This window comes from Microbacterium sp. Y832 (assembly GCF_057669765.1).
The window spans coordinates 241,791-264,635 of the sequence record NZ_JBYHFM010000001.1; the positions used below are offsets into that span (position 1 = coordinate 241,791).

15 protein-coding genes are annotated in these 22,845 nt (G+C 70.0%); 10 read left to right on the forward strand and 5 right to left on the reverse strand.

What is annotated here, in order from left to right:
- The first annotated feature begins 11 nt into the window (after nucleotides 1–11).
- The 10 genes from AC25YV_RS00920 to AC25YV_RS00965 are packed head-to-tail and all read left to right on the forward strand — an operon-like array spanning nucleotide 12 to nucleotide 14,865.
- Nucleotides 12–1,400, forward strand: coding sequence for a serine hydrolase domain-containing protein (locus tag AC25YV_RS00920; RefSeq protein ID WP_488121945.1), 1,389 nt, complete (start codon nucleotides 12–14; stop codon nucleotides 1,398–1,400).
- Nucleotides 1,401–1,438: 38 nt separating this feature from the next.
- A complete protein-coding gene (locus AC25YV_RS00925) occupies nucleotides 1,439–3,043 on the forward strand; it encodes an ABC transporter substrate-binding protein (protein ID WP_488121946.1) in 1,605 nt (534 codons plus the stop codon).
- A gap of 55 nt (nucleotides 3,044–3,098) precedes the next feature.
- A complete protein-coding gene (locus AC25YV_RS00930) occupies nucleotides 3,099–4,094 on the forward strand; it encodes an ABC transporter permease (protein ID WP_488121947.1) in 996 nt (331 codons plus the stop codon).
- Nucleotides 4,094–5,995 carry a dipeptide/oligopeptide/nickel ABC transporter permease/ATP-binding protein gene (locus AC25YV_RS00935; protein ID WP_488121948.1) on the forward strand — a complete coding sequence of 634 codons (1,902 nt, stop codon included), beginning with the start codon at nucleotides 4,094–4,096 and terminating at the stop codon, nucleotides 5,993–5,995. Before AC25YV_RS00930 ends, AC25YV_RS00935 begins: the two co-directional genes overlap by 1 nt.
- Nucleotides 5,992–6,765, forward strand: coding sequence for an ABC transporter ATP-binding protein (locus AC25YV_RS00940; RefSeq protein WP_488121949.1), 774 nt, complete (start codon nucleotides 5,992–5,994; stop codon nucleotides 6,763–6,765). The genes AC25YV_RS00935 and AC25YV_RS00940 overlap by 4 nt, the downstream gene beginning before the upstream one ends.
- Nucleotides 6,762–10,166 (forward strand): serine hydrolase, encoded by a 3,405-nt coding sequence (locus AC25YV_RS00945; protein ID WP_488121950.1) that lies wholly within the window; start codon nucleotides 6,762–6,764, stop codon nucleotides 10,164–10,166. Before AC25YV_RS00940 ends, AC25YV_RS00945 begins: the two co-directional genes overlap by 4 nt.
- A complete protein-coding gene (locus tag AC25YV_RS00950; RefSeq protein WP_488121951.1) occupies nucleotides 10,163–11,287 on the forward strand; it encodes a M20 family metallopeptidase in 1,125 nt (374 codons plus the stop codon). The genes AC25YV_RS00945 and AC25YV_RS00950 overlap by 4 nt, the downstream gene beginning before the upstream one ends.
- Nucleotides 11,284–12,090 carry a GNAT family N-acetyltransferase gene (locus tag AC25YV_RS00955; protein WP_488121952.1) on the forward strand — a complete coding sequence of 269 codons (807 nt, stop codon included), beginning with the start codon at nucleotides 11,284–11,286 and terminating at the stop codon, nucleotides 12,088–12,090. The genes AC25YV_RS00950 and AC25YV_RS00955 overlap by 4 nt, the downstream gene beginning before the upstream one ends.
- Nucleotides 12,087–13,187, forward strand: a complete 1,101-nt coding sequence (gene menC, locus AC25YV_RS00960) for an o-succinylbenzoate synthase (RefSeq protein ID WP_488121953.1) — start codon at nucleotides 12,087–12,089, stop codon at nucleotides 13,185–13,187. The genes AC25YV_RS00955 and menC overlap by 4 nt, the downstream gene beginning before the upstream one ends.
- Nucleotides 13,188–13,206: 19 nt before the next feature.
- The gene (locus tag AC25YV_RS00965) at nucleotides 13,207–14,865 is read left to right on the forward strand and encodes a PucR family transcriptional regulator (protein ID WP_488121954.1); all 1,659 of its coding nucleotides are present in this window, start codon (nucleotides 13,207–13,209) and stop codon (nucleotides 14,863–14,865) included.
- Nucleotides 14,866–14,875: 10 nt separating this feature from the next.
- Here AC25YV_RS00965 and AC25YV_RS00970 read toward each other — a convergent pair whose 3' ends face one another.
- The 5 genes from AC25YV_RS00970 to AC25YV_RS00990 are packed head-to-tail and all read right to left on the reverse strand — an operon-like array spanning nucleotide 14,876 to nucleotide 22,836.
- Complete coding sequence (locus tag AC25YV_RS00970) at nucleotides 14,876–16,078, reverse strand: nitrate/nitrite transporter (protein ID WP_488121955.1); 1,203 nt, start codon at nucleotides 16,076–16,078, stop codon at nucleotides 14,876–14,878.
- Nucleotides 16,075–16,842 carry a respiratory nitrate reductase subunit gamma gene (narI, locus tag AC25YV_RS00975; RefSeq protein WP_488121956.1) on the reverse strand — a complete coding sequence of 256 codons (768 nt, stop codon included), beginning with the start codon at nucleotides 16,840–16,842 and terminating at the stop codon, nucleotides 16,075–16,077. Before narI ends, AC25YV_RS00970 begins: the two co-directional genes overlap by 4 nt.
- Nucleotides 16,842–17,462, reverse strand: a complete 621-nt coding sequence (gene narJ / locus AC25YV_RS00980) for a nitrate reductase molybdenum cofactor assembly chaperone (protein ID WP_488121957.1) — start codon at nucleotides 17,460–17,462, stop codon at nucleotides 16,842–16,844. Before narJ ends, narI begins: the two co-directional genes overlap by 1 nt.
- Complete coding sequence (narH, locus tag AC25YV_RS00985) at nucleotides 17,459–19,135, reverse strand: nitrate reductase subunit beta (RefSeq protein ID WP_488121958.1); 1,677 nt, start codon at nucleotides 19,133–19,135, stop codon at nucleotides 17,459–17,461. The genes narJ and narH overlap by 4 nt, the downstream gene beginning before the upstream one ends.
- On the reverse strand, nucleotides 19,135–22,836 hold the full coding sequence (locus AC25YV_RS00990) for a nitrate reductase subunit alpha (protein ID WP_488121959.1): 3,702 nt from the start codon (nucleotides 22,834–22,836) through the stop codon (nucleotides 19,135–19,137). The genes narH and AC25YV_RS00990 overlap by 1 nt, the downstream gene beginning before the upstream one ends.
- Nucleotides 22,837–22,845: the final 9 nt, after the last annotated feature.

The following is a 22,845-nucleotide window of genomic DNA, read 5'->3' on the forward strand; positions in this document are numbered from 1 at the left end:
ATGGTGAGGGGATGCAGAACATCGCCGATGTCGCCGATTTCCTCCGCACCGACTTCTCCCGGCTCGTGGCCGAGCACGGAGTACCCGGTGCGGCCGTTGCCGTGCTGAAGGACGGCGAGGTGATCGACGCGGCCGCCGGCGTGCTCAGCACGGCGACCGGCGTCGAAGCCACGCCCGACTCGGTTTTCCAGATCGGTTCGATCACCAAGGTGTGGACGGCCACCCTCGTCATGCAGCTCGTCGACGACGGGCTCCTCGACCTCGACGCACCCGTGCGGCAGTACCTGCCCGAGTTCCGGATCGCCGACGAGAGCGCGGCATCCGTCATCACGGCGCGGCAGCTGCTCAGCCACCAGGGCGGTTTCGAGGGCGACGTCTTCACTGACACGGGCCGCGGCGACGATGCGATCGAGACCTACGTCGCGACGCTCGCCGAGCTGCCGCAGGTCTTCGCGCCGGGCGAGCTGTTCGCCTACAACAACGCCGGCTACATCGTGCTCGGTCGGCTCATCGAGGTTCTTCGCGAGAAGACGTGGGAAGCCGCGCTCATGGAGCACCTCGTGGCGCCGCTGGGTCTGACCCACACCGCACCGAGCGCGTACGAGGCGATCCTGCACCGCGCCGCCGTCGGGCACGTCGGCCCCGGCGAAGACGGCGTCGAGACGCCCGCGCCCATATGGGCTCTGGCGAAGTCGAACGAACCGGCCGGTTCGATGCTCGCGATGCGCGCCCGCGATCTTGCGACGTTCGCCCGCATGCACATCGAGGGGGGCCGTGCCGAGGACGGCACGAGCGTGCTGTCCGCGGCCTCGGTCCGCGCGATGCAGGACACGCACGTCGATCTGCCGCTCGTGACCGGAATGGGCGACGCGTGGGGCCTGGGGTGGGAGATCTTCGTCGATGGATCGCCTCGGATCATCGGCCACGACGGCGGCACGATCGGGCAGTCCTCGTTCCTGCGCATCCTTCCGGACGCCGGCATCGCCGTCGTGCTGCTCACCAACGGCGGCGACGTCATGGGGCTGTTCTCGTCGGTTGTGAAGCGCATCGTGAAGGATGCCGCGGGCGCAGAGCTGCACGGGTTTCCTCTGCCGCCGGCCGAGCCGTTCCCGGTCGATCCGGCCGCGTTCGTGGGCGCCTTCTCGAACTCCACCTTCGACATGACCGTGAGCGTCGACGACGCCGGGCGTCTGTGGATGGACACGACGCCCAAGGGTCTCGCGCTCGAGATGGGCGAGCAGGCCGAGCGCGTCGAGATCGTCGGCCTCGCCGGCAACTCGCTCATCGCGCTCGAACCCGCCATGAAGGACATGCACATGGTGTACACGTTCCTCGGCGATGACGGCTCGGGTCGCCGGAAGTACCTGCACTACGGCCGCGCCATGAGCCGCGCGGACTGACCGCATCCAACGCACTGCGAAACTCCAGGAGAACCCGAATGAACGCTGTCACCAGGCCGGCGCTGGTCGCCGCCACCGCCGTCGTCGCCGTCGTCGCGCTCGCCGCCTGTTCGGGCGGCGGAGGCGGTGGCGGCGGAGAGTCCACGGGCGCAGGAGAGTATGTCGACGGAGCCGCGTTCACGTTCGCGCAGGTCACCGATCCCGGCGCCCTCGACCCGCAGGCATCCGCCGCGAGCGCTCTCTTCCAGCTCACGGCGTTCGCCTATGACGCGCTCGTCAGCGTCGACGAGGAAGGCGCCATCCGAAGCCAGCTCGCCCAGGAGTGGAGCGTCGACGGCGACACCGTGACGCTGACGCTCACCGACGGCATCACATGCTCCGACGGCTCGGAGTTCACCGCCGAGACGGTGGTCGCCAACCTGGACTGGATCGGCGACCCCGAGAACCAGAGCCCCTTCCTCGGTTCGTTCCTCGCGCCCGGCCTCACGGCGACGGCCGAGGGCAGCACCGTGACGCTCACGCTCGGGGCCCCGGCGCCCTTTGTGCTGCAGGGCCTCGCGAACGTACCGATGGTGTGCGATGCGGGCCTCGCCGACCGCGACCGTCTCGCGACTGAGACCCTCGGCACGGGTCCGTACGTGCTCACCGAAGCGGCTCCCAACGACCACTACACGTACGAGTTGCGCGAAGGCTACACGTGGGGTCCCGGCGGAGCGACGACGGACGAGCAGGGCATGCCCGCGACGATCACCTCGCGCATCATCCCGAACGAGACGACCTCGGCGAACCTCGTGATGTCGGGCGAGATCAACGCCGCGCAGGTCGTCGGGCCCGACGCGCAGCGTCTCGCCGGCGCGAACCTGTTCTCGACCGAGATCGAGGCGCTGGTCGGCGAGCAGTGGTACAACCAGGGCGAAGGGCACGCGACGAGTGATCCCGCCGTGCGGATGGCGCTGACGCAGGCCGTCGATCTCGCCGAGCTGCAGAAAGTGCTGACCGGCGGCGCGGGCGCCCCCGCCAAGCGCCTCACGATCGTCGCTCCGTCGGCCTGCACGTACGACTCCGTGACCGGAAACGTGCCCGAGACCGATGTCGACGCCGCAAATGCGCTACTCGACGATGCGGGCTGGACCCTCGGTTCCGATGGTGTGCGCGAGAAGGACGGCCAGCGCCTGGAGTTCACCTTCCTGTACGCCAACTCGCTCGGCACGGGCGGCACGTCGGCCGCCGAGCTGGCGACGAAGGCGTGGGAGCAGATCGGCGTCAAGGTCAACCCCGCGCAGAACGACTCGACGACCCTCACGAACGCGATCTTCGGCACGGGCGCGTGGGAGATCGCCTGGGTCCCGCTCAACGTGAACAACCCCGACCAGGTCGTGGGCTTCGTGTCGGGTCCCGCCGCTCCCGAGGGGACCAACTTCGCGGGCATTCAGAACGACGCCTACGAGGCGGGCATGGCTGAGGCCATGACGATCTCCGGCGTCGACGGCTGCGACGCGTGGAGCGCCGCAGAAGCCGAACTCTTCCGCGCCGCCGATATCGTGCCTTTCGCCAACAGCGTTGTGAAGATCTTCGGCAACGGCGCCGAGTTCGATCAGGTCGACACGATCATCCCCACCAGCATCCGGATGCTGGCCTCCTGAGTCGCACCCCCGTGTACGCGCCGGACGATATCCGGCGCGGGAAGGAACACCGCTCATGACTACCGCCGTCGCCCCGCCCGCTGTGGAGGTGCCCCGAGCCCGCGATCATCGCTGGCTCCGGTTCATCCTCCGCCGGACGGGGCGTCTGCTGGTGTCGATATGGGTGCTCATGACGGCGGCGTTCCTCATGATCCACCTCATCCCCGGAGATCCGGTGCGTTCGGCCCTGGGAGCGACGGCGTCGGCAGAGCTGGTCGCCGCGCGCCGCGAGTCTCTGGGGCTCAACGACCCCCTCCTCGTGCAGTACCTGAACTACTTCGCGGGCGTCTTCACGGGCGACTTCGGCACATCCATCCAGACGAACGTGCCCGTCGTCGACATCATCGCGCAGCGCCTCCCTGCCACCGCGAGTCTCGCGGTCCTGGCCTTCCTCTTCGCCGTCGTCGTGTCAGTTCCGATCGGCGTCGCCGTCGCCGTCGCGACGCGCCGCGGACGCGGGCGCCGCCTCGAGCTCGGCTTCGCTTCGGGCAGCGTTTTCGTCTCGGCGATTCCGGACTTCCTCCTCGGCGTCGCCCTCGTCGCCGTCTTCGGGGTCGGCCTCGGCTGGCTTCCGATCGCGGGGCGAGGCGGTCCGGAGTCGTACATCCTGCCGGTCATCGCGCTCGCGCTCGGGCCGGCGGCCGTGCTCGCGCGCATCGTGCGCGTCGAGATGCTCGGTGTGCTCGAGGCCGACTTCGTCCGCACGGCCCGCGCCAAGCGCCTCACACCGTGGCGGATCTATCTGAGCCACGCGCTCCCCAACGCCGTCACGGCGGCCCTCACGCTCGCGGGTCTGTTGCTCGGCGCACTCGTGGTGGGAACCGTGCTCGTCGAGAACGTCTTCGCGTGGCCGGGACTCGGCTCGACGATCGTCTCGTCCATCCAGATGAAGGACTACCCCGTCGTGCAGGCCACCGTGCTCGTCTATGGCGCGGGCGTCCTCGTCATCAACACCGTCGTCGACGCGGTGCTCGCGCTGCTGGATCCGCGCACGACGGTGGCGGAGAACTGATGCGTGCCGTACGCCGCACGCTCGGCACGCCCCTCGGCCTCACCGCCGCGATCCTCCTCGCGCTCGTGCTCGCGACTGCCGCCTTCGCGCCGCTCCTGTGGGGCGCGCAGGCCGACGTCATGGACACCGGCAACATCCTCGCGGGGCCGTCGCTCGAGCATCCGGTCGGAACGGATGGGCTCGGGCGCGACCTGCTGCTGCGCGTGCTCGTCGCGACGCAGCTGTCGGTCTCGCTCGCGCTCACCGCCACCCTCGTCGCCGTGACGGCGGGGCTGATCCTCGGCGTCGCGCCCTTCCTCCTCGGGCGCGCGGGGCGCGCCGTCACCTGGTTCGTCGGCATCGCGGTCGCCTTCCCCGGCCTGCTCCTGGCGCTCTTCTTCGCCGTCATCTTCGGCACCGGCTGGCTCGGCGCGACGCTTGCGATCGGACTCGCCGGCGCTCCCTCCTTCGCGCGGCTGTGCCACACGCTCGTCGCGGGCATCGCGGCGCGGGACTTCGTCGCCGCCGCGCGCATCGGCGGTGTCGGACGCATCCGCGTGCTCTTCCGCCACATCCTGCCCAACATCGGCGAGCCGCTCATCGTCAACGCGACGATCGGCGCGGGCGGATCGCTCCTGGCCTTCGCGGGACTGTCGTTCCTCGGCCTGGGCGTCCAGCCCCCGCAGTACGACTGGGGCCGTCTCATGATGGAGGGCCTCTCGGGCATCTACATCAACCCCGTCGCCGCCCTCGCTCCCGGCGTCGCCGTCGTCATCGCGGGGCTCGCATTCAACCTCGTGGGCGAAGCCGCCGCGCGGGCGCTCGATGTGCACGCAACGGGGCTCATCGCGCAGCTCGCCCGCGTGCAGCCGCGACGTCCCCAGCCGGCACCGGCCACCACGGCCGCGAACGACGTGCTCGCCGTGCGCGACCTCACGGTCACCTTCCCGGGCGGCGCAGGTCCCATCCAGCCCGTGCGTGGCGTCTCGTTCTCGCTGCGTGCGGGAGAGATCGTCGGCATCGTCGGCGAATCCGGCTCGGGCAAGTCGCTGACGGCGCTCGCCATCGCGCAGCTCGTCGAGGCGCCGGGGGTCGTCGGCGCCGAGACGCTGCGGTTCGCCGGGGCCGACCTTCTCGCGGGAAGCCCCGCCTCGCACCGCCGACTCCTCGGCACGTCGCTCGCGATGGTCTTCCAGGACCCGATGACGAGCTTCAACCCCACCAAGCGCATCGGCGGACAGCTCGCCGAGCTCTCGGCGCAGCACCACGGCATGACGCGCCGCGAGGCGCACGCGCGCGCCGTCGATCGCCTCGGGGCGGTGCGCATCGCCGACCCCGAGCGCCGCGCGCGGCAGTATCCGCACGAGTTCTCCGGCGGCATGCGCCAGCGCGCCATGATCGGCATGGGGCTCATGGGCAGCCCGCGCCTCATCATCGCCGACGAGCCGACGACGGCTCTCGACGTGACGGTGCAGCGCCAGGTCCTCGATCTGCTCCGGACCATCCGCGACGAGAACGACGTCGCGATCCTGCTGATCAGTCACGACGTCTCGGTCGTCTCCGAGATCTGCGATCGGGTGCTCGTCATGTACGCCGGGCGGATCGTCGAGGACCTGCCCGCGGCAGAGCTCTCGCGCGCGCAGCATCCCTACACCAGAGCTCTCCTCGCGGCCGTCCCGGACATGACCACCGACATCGATCAGCCCCTCGCGACGATCGGCGGTCGACCCGTCGACCCCGCCCAGGTGCCGCCGGGCTGCGCCTTCGCGTCGCGCTGCCCCCTCGCCGATGCGCACTGCCGCGCGGCCTCACCGCCCCTCGTGACACATGCCGCCGGCATCCGCGTCGCGTGCTGGCACGCCGGCGAACCGTTGCCAGCCGTGACGGAGCCCGCGCGCGACGCGGAGGAGGTCGTCGTATGAGCGAACTGCGCTTCGAGGCCGTCACGGTGCGCTTCGGACGAGGTGCCGGGGCGATGACCGCCGTCGACGACGTGAGCCTCACGGTGCCGCACGGCGAGGTGCTCGGCCTCGTGGGCGAGTCCGGTTCGGGAAAATCCACCCTCGCCCGCGCGGCGGTGGGCCTCACCCCGCTGCACGCGGGGCGCATCCTGCTCGATGACCGACCGATCGATGTGCGTCGCGGCCGGCGTCCGCTGCAGATGGTGTTCCAGGACCCGTACTCGTCGCTGGATCCGCGCATGACCATCGGCGCGAGCATCGCCGAGACCCTCCCGAAGGGGCTGTCCCGCGCGGCGCAGCGCGCCGAGGTCGAGCGGCTCCTCGAACTCGTGCACCTCGACCCGGCCCGTGCCGGGGCCTACCCGTCGCAGCTGTCCGGCGGTCAGCGTCAGCGCGTCGCGATCGGCCGCGCCCTCGCGGGGCGACCCGACGTGCTCATCGCCGACGAGATCACCTCGGCGCTGGACGTCTCGATCCAAGGCGCGATCTTGAACCTCGTGCGCGAACTGCAGGCCGAGCTCGGACTGTCGATGCTCTTCATCTCGCACAACCTCGCCGTCGTCCGCTACGTCGCATCGCGTGTCGCGGTCATGCACCGCGGGCGCATCGTCGAAGAGGGTCCGACCGCCGACGTCCTCTCCCGACCGTGCGATCCCTACACGCGCGAGCTTCTCGCCGCCATTCCCGGCCGAGTACCTTCCCATTCCGATCCTTCGAGGAGCACCCCGTGACCCGCAGACTCCGCACCGACGACCTGGTCCAGCTCACTCTGCCGAGCCAGCCGGCCCTCGCGCCCGGTGGCGCGCGCATCGCGTACGTCGTGGGCGGCGTCGACGGCGACGCTGATCGACCCACCACGACGCTGTGGACGACGGATGCCGCGGGCTCGGCCCGCCGCCTCACGCAGGGCTCGTCCGACTCGGCACCGGTGTTCTCGCCCGACGGTCAGACCCTCGCCTTCCTGCGCGAGAGCCAGCTGTGGACGCTACCGGTCGCCGGCGGCGAGGCGCAGCAACGCACGCACCTGCCTCTCGGTGCTGGATCCGCGGTGTTCTCGCCCGACGGCACCCGCATCGCCTTCGTGGCACCGGTCGAGCTCGAGGCGCACGGCGATGAGACCGATGACGACCGCGCGAAGCGCTCGACGAGTCCCATGGTGACGGACGGTGTCGGCTACGAAGCCGACGGCACGGGGTACCTCCGCGGCATGCGGATGCAGGTGCACGTGCTCGACCTCGCCTCGGGCGACGTGCAGCAGCTCACGTCTACGGACGCGCAGGCGATGAGCCCCGCGTGGTCGCCCGACGGCTCGCGCATCGCGTACACGGCCGCGCCCGACGGCACGAGCGACCTCGTCTTCCGCGCGGCCGTGCACGTCGTCGATCCCGCCGATCCCGCCGCAGCGCCGCGCGTCGCGGCATTCGCCGAGGGTTGCGCCATGACCGTTTCATACACGCCGGATGGCACGCAGTTCGTCGTCGTGGGTTGGGCGGCTGAGCCCCTCGGCATCGCGCGGCTCTACCGCGTGGATGCCGCCACCGGCGAGGCCGTCGAGCTCGCGGCATCCCTCGATCGCAACGTCATGCCCGGCGCACCGGCTTATCCCGGCGCGATCCCGCAGGTGACCGCTTCGGGCGATGTGCTCTTCGCCGTGCGCGACCGCGGGTGCTCGCACCTGTATGCCGTCGCGCTCACGGGCGGCGAGCCTCGGCTCGTCCACGGCGGCGACGGCATCGTCGTGGCGGGCCTGTCCGTCGCCGGTGACGTTGCGGCGATCGCGGCGTCGGGGCCTACCTCGTTCGGCGAGATCGTGCGGCTCGATCTCGCCGCCGGCACGCGCGAGGTCGTGACGTCGCAGGGCTCGGCTCCCGAGGGCGTCGAGCTGTTCGTGCGGGAGTCGCGCGAGTTCGAGATCAGCGACGGCGTGACGGTGCAGGGGTGGATCCTGCGCGACCCCGAGGTGTCCGGTGCCACGCCTCTCCTCGTCGACGTGCACGGCGGCCCGCACAACGCCTGGAACGGAGCGGTCGACGACATGCACCTGTATCACCAGGTGCTCGCCGCACGCGGCTGGACGATCGTGATGCTCAATCCGCGCGGCAGCGACGGCTACGGCGAGGAGTTCTTCACAGCCGTCAACGGACAGTGGGGCGTCATCGACGCGAAGGACTTCCTCGAACCGGTCGACCAGCTCGTCGCGGAAGGACTCGCCGACCCCGCGCGACTCGCGGTGACCGGGTACAGCTACGGCGGGTTCATGACGTGCTACCTCACGAGCCGCGACGACCGTTTCGCGGCCGCTGTCGCGGGCGGTGTCGTGAGCGACCTCGTGAGCATCAGCGGGACGAGCGACGACGCGCACCTGCTCAACGTCTTCGAGATCGGGGCGATGCCGTGGAGCAGCGCGGATCGCGAACGTCTCTCCGAGATGTCGCCCTACGCGCAGGTCGAGAACGTCACGACGCCGACTCTCGTGCTGCACGGCGACGCCGACCTGCGCTGCCCCGTCGACCAGGCGCGCCAGTGGCACACGGCACTGCGCGAGCGCGATGTGCCGACGCGGCTCGTGCTCTACCCCGGCGGCAGCCACATCTTCCCGATCCTCGGGCGACCGAGCCACCGCATCGACTACAACGAGCGCGTCATCGACTGGGTCGAGCGCTACGCCGGCGATGCCGCAGGGCCCCGACCCGCCGCGATCGACGCGGAGCACTGGGAGCGTCGGCTGACCGCCCTCGCGAAGCGCCACGGCGTGCCGGGGGCGCAGCTGGGCATTTTGCGGATGCATGAAGGTCGCACCGACGAGGTCATCACCGCCGTCCACGGCACGCTCAACAAGAACCTCGAGGTCGCGCCCGTCACAAAGGACTCGATCTTCCAGATCGGGTCGATCTCGAAGGTGTGGACGGCGACCGTCGTCATGCGCCTCGTCGACGAGGGCAGGCTCTCGCTGGACACGAAAGTCGCCGACATCCTCCCGCGCGTGCGGCTCGTCGACGACGAGATCACGGAGGGCGTCACCGTCTGGCATCTGCTCACCCACACGAGCGGCATCGACGGCGACATCTTCACCGACACGGGCCGCGGCGACGACGCCGTCGAGAAGTACGTCGACCTGCTCGGCACCGCGGGCCGCAACCACCCCCTCGGTGCGACCTGGTCGTACTGCAACTCGGGGTACTCGATCCTCGGCCGGATCATCGAGGTCGTGACGGGCAAGACGTGGGATGCGGCCCTCAGCGAGCTGCTCTACGAGCCCCTCGGCCTCACCCACACCGTCACGCTCCCCGAGGATGCGATTCTCTACGGCGCCGCCGTCGGTCACGTCGACGCTGGCGGCGAGCAGATCGTGACGCCCGCCTTCCTGCTGCCGCGCTCGGTGGGCCCCGCCGGTCTCATCACGGCACGTGCCGAGGACGTCCTGGCGTTCGCGCGCCTCCACCTCGCGGGCGGTCTCGCCGCCGACGGCACGCGCCTGCTCGAGGAGCGCTCGGTCGCGGCGATGAATGAGTTCCACGCCGAGGTGCCCGACAAGCACGTGCTCGGCGACTCGTGGGGCCTCGGCTGGATCCGCTTCGAGTGGAACGGCGAGCGTCTCTACGGTCACGACGGCAACACGCTCGGGCAGGCGGCGTTCCTGCGCATCCATCCCGAGTCCGGCGTCGCCGTAACGCTGCTCACGAACGGCGGCAACACGCGAGACCTCTACGAAGACCTCTACCGCGAGGTGTTCGCCGAGCTCTCCGGGCTCAAGATGAAGTCGCCCGTGTCGGTGCCCGACGAGCCCCTCGACATCGACATCACGCCCCTCGTCGGCACGTACGAGCGGGCCTCGGTGCGGATGGAGATCCTCGAGGTCGACGGCGGTGCCACGCTGCGCACGACGACCCTCGGGCCGCTCGCCGAGATGATGCCCGACCCCGTCGAGGAGTACGACCTCGTCGGACTCGACGAGCGACTGTGGGCCGTGCGGGCCCCCGGTACGCAGACCTGGGCGACGCTGACGTTCTACGCCCTGCCCACGGGCGAGGAGTACGTGCACTTCGGCGCACGCGCGACCCCGAAGGTCTCGAGCGATGTGGCCCCGGCTGCGCCCTCCGAGGACCGTGAGAAGGTCGGAGCGCCGGCATGATCACGGCCCACGTAGACATCGACACGCTCGTCGACTCGATCCGCCGGTTCGTCGAGTGCGAATCGCCCTCGGCCGATCTTGCTGCCGTCGCCCGCTCCGCCGACGTCGTCACCGCCGTGGGCGAAGAACTCCTCGGCGTCGCTCCGGAGCGGATCGTGATCGACGGAGTGACGCACCTGCGCTGGCGCTTCGGCGACACCACCCGCGTGCTCGTCGTCGCCCACCACGACACCGTCTGGCCGATCGGCACCCTCGGGCGTCTGCCGTTCTCGGTGATCGACGGCGTGATGCGCGGACCGGGATGTTTCGACATGAAGTCGGGTCTCGCGATGGCCCTGCACGCCCTGGCCGCCCTCGACGATCGCGACGGCGTGACGCTGCTCGTGACGGGCGACGAAGAGCTCGGCTCGCCGACGTCGCGCGGTCTCATCGAGGAATCCGCTGCCGGCGCGCGTGCCGCGCTCGTTCTCGAGGCCTCCGCCGACGGCGGCGCCCTCAAGATCGCACGCAAAGGCGTCTCGTTGTACGAGATCGCCGTCGACGGCCTCGGCGCCCACGCGGGACTGGAGCCCGAGAAGGGCGTCAACGCCACGATCGAGCTCGCCCACCTCGTGCTCGCCGTCGCCACCCTCGGCGACGCGACCGCGGGCACCTCGGTGACTCCGACGGTCGCGGGCTCCGGCACGACCACCAACACGGTGCCCGCCCGGGCTTCCTTCTGGATCGACGTCCGCGCGCAGACGGCGCTCGAGCAGGAGCGGGTGGATGAGGCGCTGCGCTCACTCGTCCCGACGGTCCCGGGTGCGAGGGTCCAGGTGCACGGGGGCATCAACCGCCCGCCGCTGGAGTCTGCGGCATCCGCTCGTCTGTTCCCGCTCGCGCAGGCGACCGCCGAGCGCCTCGGCTTCGCGCCCCTCGAGGGGGTCGCCGTGGGTGGAGCGAGTGACGGCAACTTCACGGCCGGCGTCGGTGTGCCGACCCTCGACGGCCTCGGTGCCGTCGGCGGCGGAGCGCACGCCGAGCACGAACACGTGCAGATCGCCGACCTCGTGGCGCGCACCCGGCTGCTCACCGAGCTCGTCACTGAGCTGCGCTCCGACGCGGAAGAGATGCCATCGTGACCGACCTGCTGAACGTCGGGAACGCCGCGACCGACGCGCTCCGGGCGGCACAGAACGCCGCGACGGCGGCGGGGGTCACGGTGCGCGAGATCTCGGGCATCGCCGAGGAGCATGCCGTCGTCGAACTGCTCTGCGCCATCTGGGGTCGAAGTGCCGAGAACCCGCCCATGGCGCCCGAGCTGCTGCGCGCCTTCGCGAAGGCGGGGAACTACATCGGCGGCGCGTTTGACGGCGACGAGCTGATCGGCGCGGCGGTCGCCTTCCACGCCTCGCCCGACCGGCACGCGATGCACAGCCACATCGCGGGTGTCCAAGGTTCGCACGGCGGTCGCTCGGTCGGGTTCGCACTCAAGCTGCATCAGCGCGGCTGGGCGCTCGAGCGCGACATCGAGGCGATCGAGTGGACCTTCGATCCGCTCATCTCGCGCAACGCGTACTTCAACGTCGAGAAGCTGCGGGCGCGTCCTCTCGAGTACCTTCCGAACTTCTACGGGGCGATGTCCGATGCCATCAACGGCGACGACGAGACCGACCGTCTGCTCGTGCGCTGGGAGCTCGCCGACGACGTCGTGCAGGCCGCGGCATCCGGATCCGCTCGCCGGGTCGATCCGCACACAGCGGGGCACGTCAGCGTGGCGCTCCCCGAGCGGATCGAGGAGCTGCGGTCGACCGACCCGGCGGAGGCCCGCGTGTGGCGCCGCGACGTGCGGGAGCAACTGTCCGCTCTGCTCGCCGCGGGAGGACGCATCGTCGGCTACGACCGGTCGGCGGGCTACATCGTGAGAGAAGGAGACCACCGATGAGACTCGAGGGATTCGAGCTGAGACGCGTCGCGATGCCGCTCGTTTCGCCGTTTCGCACGTCGTTCGGCACGCAGACCGAGCGCGACATCCTGCTCGTGCGCGCCGTCACCGACGGTGCGCAGGGGTGGGGGGAGTGCGTCACGCTGCCCAACCCGGTCTACTCACCCGAGTACACCGAGGGAGCCATCGACGTCATGAAGCGGCATTTCATACCGGCGCTCGCCGGTGTGCGGGATGCTCACGGCGTCGGGGCGGCGCTTGCCCGGTTCAAAGGTCACCGCATGGCCAAGGCTGCCCTTGAGATGGCGGTCCTCGACGCCGAGCTGCGTACCGAGGGTCGCTCGTTCGCGCGGGAGCTCGGGTCGACGCGCGACACGGTGCCGTGCGGCGTGTCGGTGGGCATCATGGACTCTGTACCCGAGCTGCTGGACGCCGTGCGCGGCTACCTCGACGAGGGCTACGTGCGCATCAAGCTCAAGATCGAGCCCGGCTGGGACGTCGATGTCGTGCGGGCCGTGCGTGAGGAGTTCGGCGACGACGTGCTGCTGCAGGTCGACGCGAATACGGCGTACACGCTCGGAGATGCGCGCCATCTCGCCAGGCTCGACGACTTCGACCTGCTCCTCATCGAGCAGCCCCTCGAAGAGGAGGATGTGCTCGGCCACGCCGACCTCGCCAAGGTCGTGCGCACGCCGATCTGCCTCGACGAGTCGATCACCTCGGCACAGACCGCCGCCGCTGCGATCCGGCTCGGCGCGACGAGTGTCATCAACATCAAGCCGGGTCGCGTCGGGGGCTACCTCGAGGCGCGTCGCATCCACGATCTGGCGGCGGCGCACGGCATCCCCGTGTGGTGCGGCGGCATGGTGGAATCGGGGCTCGGCCGGGCGGCGAACATCGCGCTCGCGTCGCTGCCGGGGTTCACGCTTCCCGGAGACGTGTCGGCGAGCGATCGGTTCTACGAGGTCGACATCACCGAGCCCTTCGTCATGCGCGACGGTCATCTCACCGTCCCGCAGGGCCCGGGACTCGGCGTCACGCCGCTGGACGACGTGCTCGACGGGCTGACGACGGTGACGGAGTGGGTTCGCCTCTGACCCGGATATGCTCCCCCTCATGACCACCGCTCGGGAGCACGGGTTCGCGCGGTCCAGTCTCGGCCGGATCTACGACGACCTGGGCGGCACGCTCCTCGAGATCGCGCACGGCAGCATCGACACGGCGCGCCTCGTCGGCGGCGTCGTCATCCACGACCCCGCCGATGCGCCGATCTATCCCGAGCACGCGCTCGTGCTCGGGATCGGGATACCGGATGCCGCGCAGCTGGCGGCTGTCCTCCACGATCTCGCGCCGCATTCGATCGCCGCGCTCGTGCTGCGCTCACCCGTGCCGGTCGACGACGCCGTACGGACGGCGGCCGATGCGCACGGCATCGCGCTGCTGGGCCTCGCGCGAGGCGCGACGTGGACCCAGCTGGCCGCCCTGCTGCGCTCGCTCCTGGCCGAGGACGACATCGGCGGCACGCAGATCGAGTCGTTCGGCGGGCTCCCTTCGGGGGACCTCTTCGCGGTCGCGAACGCGATCGCGGCGCTGCTGAATGCGCCCATCACGATCGAGGACCGCTCGTCGCGGGTGCTCGCCTTCTCGGGGCGTCAGGACGAAGCCGACGCCTCGCGCGCCGAGACGATCATCGGGCGCCAGGTGCCCGAGCGCTACGCCCGGACGCTGACCGAACTCGGGGTGTTCCGCGAGCTGTACCGTCACGACCACCCCGTCGTGGTCGATCCGATCCAGCTCGGAGAGGGCGTCACGACACAACGCGTCGCGATCGCCGTGCGCGCCGGGGACGAGATGCTCGGCTCGATCTGGGCGGCGATGGACGGCGCACTCACCGACGAACGCGTCGCGACGCTGCGCGACGCGGCGAAGCTCGTCGCCCTGCACATGCTGCGGGTGCGCGCGGGAGCCGACGTTCAGCGGCGCCTGCGCGCCGAGCTCGTGAGCACGGCGCTCGAGGGTGGTGCGGGTGCGCGAGACGCCCTCGCGCGCCTGAGCCTGGCAGGCGAGCCGGTCAGCGTCGTCGCGGCGTCCCTCACGGCGGCGACACCGAGCGGGGCGGCACGGGATGATCAGCAGCTCCTCGCCGACCGGGAGCGCTTCGCCGATGCGCTCGCCGTGCACCTGTCGGCGGTGCGGCCGGGATCAGCCGCGGCGCTCGTGGGCGACACCGTCTACGGTCTGCTCCCCGTGACAGGCGACGACGATCAGGAGCGCGCTCTGCGGATCGCCCGGGACTTCCTCGAGCGTGTCGGCACGCGCATGCCGGCCGTCATCGCCGTCGGTCCGTGCGCCGACGACATCGCCGGCGTCGCGCGGTCACGCGCCGCGGCGCAGCGCGTGCTGCGGGTGCTTCGCGAGCAGCATCCGCCGACCGATGATCGCCCCGTGCGCCTCGTCGCGCGCATGGCGGATGTGCTGACCGAGTCGCTTCTTCTGGAGCTGCGGGATCTCATCGCGGCGCGCGGTGATGTCGTCACGGGCGTCGTCGCGCGCCTGGGCGAGCACGATGAGCGCACGGGCGGTCACCTCGTCGCCACGCTGAGCGCGTGGCTCGACCACTTCGGCGACGTCGGGAGCGCGGCGGCGACGATGTTCGTGCATCCCAACACGTTCCGCTACCGGCTGCGGCGGGCCGCCGAAGTCGGCAGGATCGACCTCGACGACGCCGATGCGCGGTTCGCCGCGATGCTGCAGTTGCGCATGCTCGGCCGCTGACGCCGAGCGCTCACGCGCGGAGGCGGCGCGAACGGGCCCCGAGGAAGATCGTGAAGGCGAGCGCTGCGGCCGCGGTGATCGACAGCAGCAGAAGCCCCGTCGTATAGCTGTGCGTCACGGCGTCATACGTCGCCCCCATCACCAGGGGAGGGAAGTAGCCGCCCAGGCCGCCGGCGGCACCGACGATTCCGGTCACCGAGCCGACGCGTTCGGTGGGGGCACGCTGCGCGACCCACGTGAACACGGCGCCCGTGCCCAGGCCCAGGAGGACCGCCATGGCGATGAAGCTCGCGCCCGCGAGCAGCTCGGGGGGAGGTTTCAGCGAGATGACGACGGCCATGACCGCCGCTCCGCCGAGCGAGATGCTGAGGATCGTGGCCGGCCCGACCCGGTCCGACAGCCATCCGCCGACGGGGCGCGCGATGACGGCGGCGATCGCGAATCCGGCGGTGCGTGCCCCGGCGTCGGCGAGGTCGAATCCGTAGACCTCCCTGAGGTAGGTCGGCAGGTACGTCGAGAAGGCGACGAACCCGCCGAACGTGACGGCGTAGAGGAATGACATCTGCCAGGTGACGGCGAGCTTGCTCGCACCGGCGAGCTTGGGCAGGACGCGGTCGCGGTTGGGCTTCCACGCGGGGGAGTCCGCCATCCCGAACCACACGATGACGGCGACGACCAGAAGCGCGCCCGCGATGACGACGTGCGTCGTGGTGTACCCCCACGACTGGACCATGCGCGGCGTGAAGAACGCCGACAGTGCCGTGCCGCCCATGCCCGCGCCGAACAGGCCTGTCGCGAAGCCGCGTCTGGAGGGGGGATACCAGGCGTTGACGAACGGGATGCCGATCGCGAACGTCGTGCCCGCGATGCCGAGCACGAAGCCGACGACGATGAGCAGGGCGTACGAGCCGGTCTCGCCCGCCCAGATCAGCAGCAGGACGGGCACCGCAGAGATCGCGGTGAGGATCGTGAACATGACGCGGCCGCCGAAGCGGTCGGTCAGCGCCCCCGTGACGATCCGCCCCACCGATCCCACGAGCACGGGGGTCGCGATGAGCATCGACAGCTGCGTCGGGGTGAGGTCGAGCTCCTCGGCGTAGCGCACTCCGAGGGGTCCGATGATGTTCCAGGCCCAGAAGGTCATCGCGAACGCCAGAAGTGCCAGGCCCAGATTGCGCCCGCGGCCGGGCAGGGTGTCGGCGGAGGAGCTCATCGACGGGTCCTCCTCGAGCGGCGCGTCTCGCGATCAGGTGTTCCGACGGGCACCCAGGCGCGCTGGGTCGCGCCCGCGGTCGTGGGGCGACCGTCGCGGGAGCGGTACACGATGTACGGACGGAAGAGATAGTGCACGGGTGCGGTGAAGGCGTGCACGAGCCGTGTGAAGGGCCAGATGATGAACAGCGCCATGCCGATGAGCGTGTGCAGGTGGAACGCGAACGGCGCGGCCGCCATCGCCTCGATCTGTGGTTGGAAGACGAAGAGCGACCGGAACCAGGGCGATACCGTGTCGCGGTAGTTCGCGTCGGGATGCGGGTCGACGACGCTGATGACGGTGGTCGCGAGCCCGGCGACGATCGCCGCGAGGAGCACGACGTACATCAGCTTGTCGTTCTTCGTGGTGGCCATGAAGACGGGGCCCGTCGTGCGGCGCCGGTAGATGAGGATGCCGATGCCGACGGAGGTCGCGAAGCCCGCGACCCCGCCCAGGCTGAGCGCGACGACGTGGTACGCCTCTTCGGTCACGCCGGCGGCCGCGGTCCAGGAATCGGGGATGACGAGTCCGACCACGTGGCCGATCAAGACGACGAGGATGCCGAAGTGGAACAGCGGCGACCCGATGCGCAGCAGCCGTGATTCGTACAGCTCGGAGGAGCGGGTCGTCCACCCGAACTGGTCGTAGCGATAGCGCCAGACGAGGCCGCCGGCGAGGACCGCCACCATGATGTAGGGCAGGATTCCCCACAGGAACAGGTCCATCAGCGCCCTCCGCTCGCCATCGGCAGGAGTCGCGGGTCGTATGCGTCCAAGCCCACGGACTCGGTCGGCGGGCCCTGGGCTGCCATCGCCATCGCCTGCTGGCGATCCTGGGGCGATCGTCCGGGAAGCGTCGCGCACACCGCCGCGACGACGTCGGCGTACGGTGACGCGCGTTCGGCGAGGGCGAGCCGGATGAGCTCGAGGCTCGCGCGGTACTCCTGCAAGAGCGCGGCCCCGGCTTCGGGCCGGTGGCCGGCGAACTCCAGCACGAGGGGGACGTGATCGGGCAGCTCGCCCGTGCCCGAGATCTCCAGGCCCTGCTCGCGGAATCGGCGCTTGAGGTCGGCGAGCACCTGACCGCGCCGACGGGTGTCGCCGTCAGTCCAGTAGGACAGATACAGCGCGTGCCGCTTGGACATGTCGAACGTATCGACGTAGGCGATCTGCACGGCCTCGGTCGTCGAGGAATCCCACCAGTCCAACAGGTGAGCGAACGAGGCGGATGCACCTCGCGCCGACTCTTCTAGCGCGCGGCGCACGACCCCTCGCAGGGCGAGGATGTCGTCGTCGGGATAGCTCAGCACGATCGATGCGGCCCGATAGACGACGGCGCGGTTCATCTCGGTGTCCCGCCGTCGGCGCCGCGCTCGGGGAACAGCCCGTCGGGGCTGCCGTTGCCGTCCCAGTTGAGCAGGTTGACACGACCGCGCAGCTGCTCGCCGCCCGCCGCTGCCCCCGACGTCTGGCGCTCGCGCAGCGCCTGGAACGTCTCGACCGCGACGGGTGTCGGCACACCGCTCGCCTCGCCGAACGGGCCCGAGGCGCTCTCGTACGGGCCGCCGTCGAAGTCGAGCGAGCAGCCGAGCTCTTCGAGCTCGTGCGCCTGTTCGTAATGGGCGGTGGGGATGACGTACCGGTCCTCGTACTTCGCGATCGCCAGCAGGCGGTACATCGCGTAGATCGATTCGCCGTCCATGCCGACCGACGCGGGGATCGACTCGTCGAGATCGCGCTCGAGCGTCATGTCGCGCAGGTACGCGCGCATCGCCGCGAGCTTGCGCAGCACCCCCGTCACGACGGCGGTGTCGCCGGCGGTGAACATCTCGGCGAGGTATTCGACGGGGATGCGCAGCGCCTCGATCGCGCCGAACAGGGTGTTGCTGGACTCGGCGTCGTGGCCCTGTTCGCTCAGGAGGTCGACGATCGGCGACAGCGGCGGGATGTACCAGACCATCGGCATCGTGCGGTATTCGGGGTGCAGGGGCAGGGCCACACGGTGCTTCTTGGCCAGGATGTAGACGGGCGATCGGCGTGCGGCATCCATCCAGTCGTCGGGGATCCCGTCTCGTCGTGCCTGCGCGATGACGTCGGGGTCGTCGGGGTCGAGGATGAGATCGAGCTGCGCTTCGTACAGGTCGCGCTCGTCGGGTGTCGCGGCGGCGGCGGTCACGCGGTCGGCGTCGTACAGGAAGAGCCCGAGGTACCGCAGGCGACCCACGCACGTCTCGGAGCAGACCGTCGGCAGGCCCACTTCGAGCCGCGGATAGCACAGCGTGCACTTCTCGGCCTTGCCGGTCTTGTGGTTGAAGTAGATCTTTTTGTACGGGCAGCCCGTGATGCACATCCGCCAGCCCCGGCAGCGGTCCTGATCCACCAGCACGATGCCGTCTTCGCTGCGCTTGTAGATCGCACCCGAAGGGCATGACGCCATGCACGACGGGTTGAGGCAGTGCTCGCAGATGCGCGGCAGGTAGAACATGAACGTCTGCTCGAACTCGAACTTGATCTTGTCCTCGGAGTCTCGCCGCACCTTCTCGACCATCGGGTCGAGGTGACCCATCTCGGTCGCGCCGCCGAGGTCGTCGTCCCAGTTCGCCGACCACGTGATCTGGGTGTCCTCTCCCGTGATGAGGGACTTCGGCCGTGCGACGGGAAAGTCGTCGCCGAGCGGAGCGTCGATGAGGGTGCGGTAGTCGTAGGTCCACGGCTCGTAGTAGTCCTCGAGCTTGGGCTGCACGGGCGACGAGAAGATCGTGAGCAGCCGGCTGAGCCGCGAGCCCGTGCGCAGTTTGAGCCGCCCGCGCTTGGTGACGGTCCACCCGCCGCGCCACGTCTGCTGATCCTCGTACCGGCGGGGATAGCCCTGACCCGGCCGGGTCTCGACGTTGTTGAACCAGACGTACTCGGTGCCCGCCCTGTTCGTCCACGCCTGCTTGCACGTGACCGAGCACGTGTGGCACCCGATGCACTTGTCGAGGTTCATCACCATGCCCATCTGAGCCATGACACGCATCAGTACGTCACCTCCTGGCTGCGGCGTCGGATCGTCGCCGTCACGTCGCGCTGGTTGCCCGTCGGACCGAGATAGTTGAACGCGTACGACAGCTGGGCGTACGCCCCGATGAGGTGGGTCGGCTTCACGAGCAGGCGCGTGACCGAGTTGTGGATGCCGCCTCGCCGGCCGGTCGCCTCGGATTTCGGCACGTCGATCGTGCGCTCCTGCGCGTGATGCACGTACACGACGCCCTCGGGCATCCGGTGCGAGACGACGGCGCGCGCGACGAGCACGCCGTTGGAGTTGATGCACTCGACCCACTCGTTGTCGGCGGCGCCGATCGCGGCGGCGTCCGCGGGGCTCATCCACACGGTCGGTCCGCCGCGCGAGAGCGACAGCATGAAGAGGTTGTCCTGGTACTCCGAGTGGATCGACCACTTCGAGTGCGGAGTGAGATAGCGAACGACCACCTGCTGCCGGCCATCGGGCCCGAGCTTCGGTTCGCCGAAGAGGCGATGCATGTCCAGCGGCGGCCGATAGATCGGCAGCGCCTCGCCGAGGTCGCGCATCCAATCGTGGTCGAGGTAGAAGTGCATGCGGCCCGTCAGCGTGTGGAAGGGCTTCAGTCGCTCGATGTTGATGGTGAACGGCGCGTAGCGCCGGCCGCCGGTCTCGGATCCCGACCACTCCGGTGAGGTGATGACCGGCATGGGTGCGGCCTGCGTCATCGCGAACGTGATCCGTTTCTCTTCGGACCCCTCTGCCAGGTCGTGCAGCTTCTTGCCGACGCGCTTCTCGAGCGTGGTGAACCCCTGCACCGCCAGCTCGCCGTTCGTCGTGCCCGAGAACCCGAGGATCGCCTCGGCCATCTTCACGTCGGTGTCGATCGCCGGGCGCCCCTCGGCGGCACCGCCGAGCATGACGCCGTTGGTGCGGGCGAGGCGCTCCACCTCGGCGGACATGTCGTACGTCACGTTCTTGGTCGTGAACCCGAGTCGGTCCGCGAGAGGGCCGATCGTCGCGAGCTTGTCGGCGATGGCGGTGTAATCGCGCTCGACGACCACGAGCTGAGGCATCGTCGTTCCCGGCGTCGGTGCGACATCTCCGCGAGCCCAGTCGCGGACGACGCCGCCGGGCTGCGCCGTCTCGCCGGGGGTGTCGTGCTGCACGGGCACCGAGACGATGTCCCGCCGCACACCCAGGTGCGTCTCGGCGAGCTCCGAGAATCGGCGCGCGATCGCGTGGAACATGTCGAAGTCGCTGCGCGCCTCCCACGGCGGGTCGATCGCGGGGGTGAAGGCGTGCACGAACGGATGCATGTCGGTCGAGGACAGATCGTGCTTCTCGTACCACGTGGCGGCGGGGAAGACGACGTCGGACAGCAGGGTCGTCGAGGTCATGCGGAAGTCCGCCGACACGAGCAGATCGAGCTTTCCCTCGGGCACCTCGTCACGCCACGCGATCTCGGTCGGCCGGATCTCGGCCTCTTCGGCGCCCATCACGTTGTGGTGCGTGCCGAGCAGGTTCTTGAGGAAGTACTCATTGCCCTTGGCCGAGGAGCCCATCAGGTTCGACCGCCACAGCGTGAGAAGGCGGGGCCACGATGACGGGGCGTCGATGTCCGAGATGGCAGTGGTGAGGCTGCCGTCGACGAGCCGCGACGAGACATAGGAGGCGGCATCCGTCGCCTCGCCCGCGGCCACGGCGGCCGCGGCGTCATCGGCGAGGTCGAGGGGGTTCGCGTCGTACTGCGGGTAGAACGGCATCCACCCGAGTCGTGCGGCCTGCGAGATCGTGTCGGCGGTGTGCATGCCGGTGAGGTTGCCCTCGTGCAGCGGCGAGGCGAGTGCGTCGGCCGCGTACCCGTCGTAGCGCCACTGGTCGGTGTGCATGTACCAGTAGGCCGTGCCGATCATCGTGCGCGGCGGCCGAACCCAGTCCAGGGCGTTCGCGAGCGACAGCCAGCCCGTGATCGGTCGGCACTTCTCCTGCCCCACGTAGTGCGCCCAGCCGCCTCCGTTTCGCCCCATCGCACCGGTGAGGATCAGCAACGCCAGGATCGAGCGGTACGTCGCGTCGCCGTGGAACCACTGACAGACACCGGCGCCCATGATGATCATCGTGCGACCGTGAGACTCGGCCGAGTTCTGTGCCAGCTCGCGCGCGATCCGCGTGCAGGCCTCGGCGGGCACGCCCGTGATGTCCTCCTGCCACGCGGGCGTGTAGGGGACGGAGGCATCGTCGTACCCTGTCGGCCAGTCGCCCGGCAGCGCGTCCCGGGCGACACCGTACTGCGCGAGCATGAGGTCGAGAACCGTCGTCACGAGCACCCCGTTCACGCGCGTCGCCGGAACTCCGCGGCGCAGGATGCCGCCCGAGCCGTCGGGCGCATCGAACCGGGGGAAGAGCACTTCGGCCGGCTCCTCCGACACATCCGCGTCTCGCACGGACAGGGCGGGCAGAACCTCGCCGAGGTCGAGGTTCCAGCGGCCCTCGCCCGACTCGGCGTAGCGGAACCCGAGCGACCCGTTCGGCACGCGGGGCTCGCCCGACGCGGCATCCAGCACGACCGTCTTCCAGGCGTCCTCGGGGGCGGTCTCGCCGAGATCGGCGGCGGTGAGGAACTTGCCCGGGACGAGGCCGCCGTCGGCGTGCGGGACGAGCGTGATGAGGTGCGGCAGATCGGTGTACGTGCGGGCGAAGTCGACGAAAAACGGCATGCGCTGGTCGACGTAGCGCTCCTTGAGGATGACGTGGCCCATCGCCATGGCCAGCGCAGCATCGGTGCCCGCCTGGCAGGGCAGCCACTCGTCGGCGAACTTGGTGTTGTCGGCGTAGTCGGGCGAGACGGTCACGACCTTCGTGCCGCGGTAGCGCACTTCGGCCATCCAGTGCGCGTCGGGCGTGCGGGTGACGGGTACGTTCGAGCCCCACATCATGAGATAGGTGGCGTCCCACCAGTCCCCTGATTCGGGCACATCCGTCTGGTCGCCGAACACCTGCGGGCTCGCGACCGGCAGATCGGCGTACCAGTCGTAGAACGACGTCATGACGCCCCCGAGGAGCTGGGTGAACCGCGTGCCGACGCAGTGCGACACCATCGACATGGCGGGGATCGGCGAGAACCCCGCGACCCGGTCGGGACCGTACTCCTTGATGGTGTGCACGTAGCCGGCCGCCACGAGCTCGACAGCCTCTTGCCACGACGCGCGCACGAGACCGCCCTTGCCCCGCGCACGCTGGTATCTGCGGCGGGTCTCGGGGTTCGTCGTCACTTCCCCGAAGGCGAGGACGGGATCCCCCGTGCGCGCTTTCGCTGCGCGGTAGTCCTCGAGCAGCACGCCGCGGACGTAGGGATAGCGCACGCGCGTGGGGGAGTAGGTGTACCAAGAGAACGCAGCCCCGCGGGGGCAACCGCGGGGCTCGTACTCAGGGCGATCGGGGCCGACCGACGGATAGTCGGTCTGTTGGGCCTCCCACGTGATGATGCCGTCCTTGACGTACACCTTCCACGAACACGAACCCGTGCAGTTGACGCCGTGCGTCGAGCGGACGACCTTGTCGTGGCTCCAGCGTTCGCGGTAGAACGCGTCTCCGTCGCGACCGCCCTCGCGGAACACGGCGCGGCCGTCGGCGGTCTCATCCCACCGCGTGAAGAACCTGCCGACCTTCAGAAGAGCGTCGGAAGCCGGACCGTCAACACCGGTGGCAGGCGTCATGTCCCGGAC

Bases quoted from the DNA above. Each gene is read 5' to 3' on its own strand.
- AC25YV_RS00930 (WP_488121947.1), top strand. From the start codon at position 3,099: ATGACTACCGCCGTCGCCCCGCCCGCTGTGGAGGTGCCCCGAGCCCGC.
- AC25YV_RS00920 (WP_488121945.1), top strand. From the start codon at position 12: ATGCAGAACATCGCCGATGTCGCCGATTTCCTCCGCACCGACTTCTCC.
- menC (WP_488121953.1), top strand. From the start codon at position 12,087: ATGAGACTCGAGGGATTCGAGCTGAGACGCGTCGCGATGCCGCTCGTT.
- AC25YV_RS00935 (WP_488121948.1), top strand. From the start codon at position 4,094: ATGCGTGCCGTACGCCGCACGCTCGGCACGCCCCTCGGCCTCACCGCC.
- AC25YV_RS00990 (WP_488121959.1), bottom strand. From the start codon at position 22,836: ATGACGCCTGCCACCGGTGTTGACGGTCCGGCTTCCGACGCTCTTCTG.
- narI (WP_488121956.1), bottom strand. From the start codon at position 16,842: ATGGACCTGTTCCTGTGGGGAATCCTGCCCTACATCATGGTGGCGGTC.
- AC25YV_RS00950 (WP_488121951.1), top strand. From the start codon at position 10,163: ATGATCACGGCCCACGTAGACATCGACACGCTCGTCGACTCGATCCGC.
- AC25YV_RS00965 (WP_488121954.1), top strand. From the start codon at position 13,207: ATGACCACCGCTCGGGAGCACGGGTTCGCGCGGTCCAGTCTCGGCCGG.
- AC25YV_RS00940 (WP_488121949.1), top strand. From the start codon at position 5,992: ATGAGCGAACTGCGCTTCGAGGCCGTCACGGTGCGCTTCGGACGAGGT.
- AC25YV_RS00970 (WP_488121955.1), bottom strand. From the start codon at position 16,078: ATGAGCTCCTCCGCCGACACCCTGCCCGGCCGCGGGCGCAATCTGGGC.
- narJ (WP_488121957.1), bottom strand. From the start codon at position 17,462: ATGAACCGCGCCGTCGTCTATCGGGCCGCATCGATCGTGCTGAGCTAT.
- narH (WP_488121958.1), bottom strand. From the start codon at position 19,135: ATGCGTGTCATGGCTCAGATGGGCATGGTGATGAACCTCGACAAGTGC.
- AC25YV_RS00925 (WP_488121946.1), top strand. From the start codon at position 1,439: ATGAACGCTGTCACCAGGCCGGCGCTGGTCGCCGCCACCGCCGTCGTC.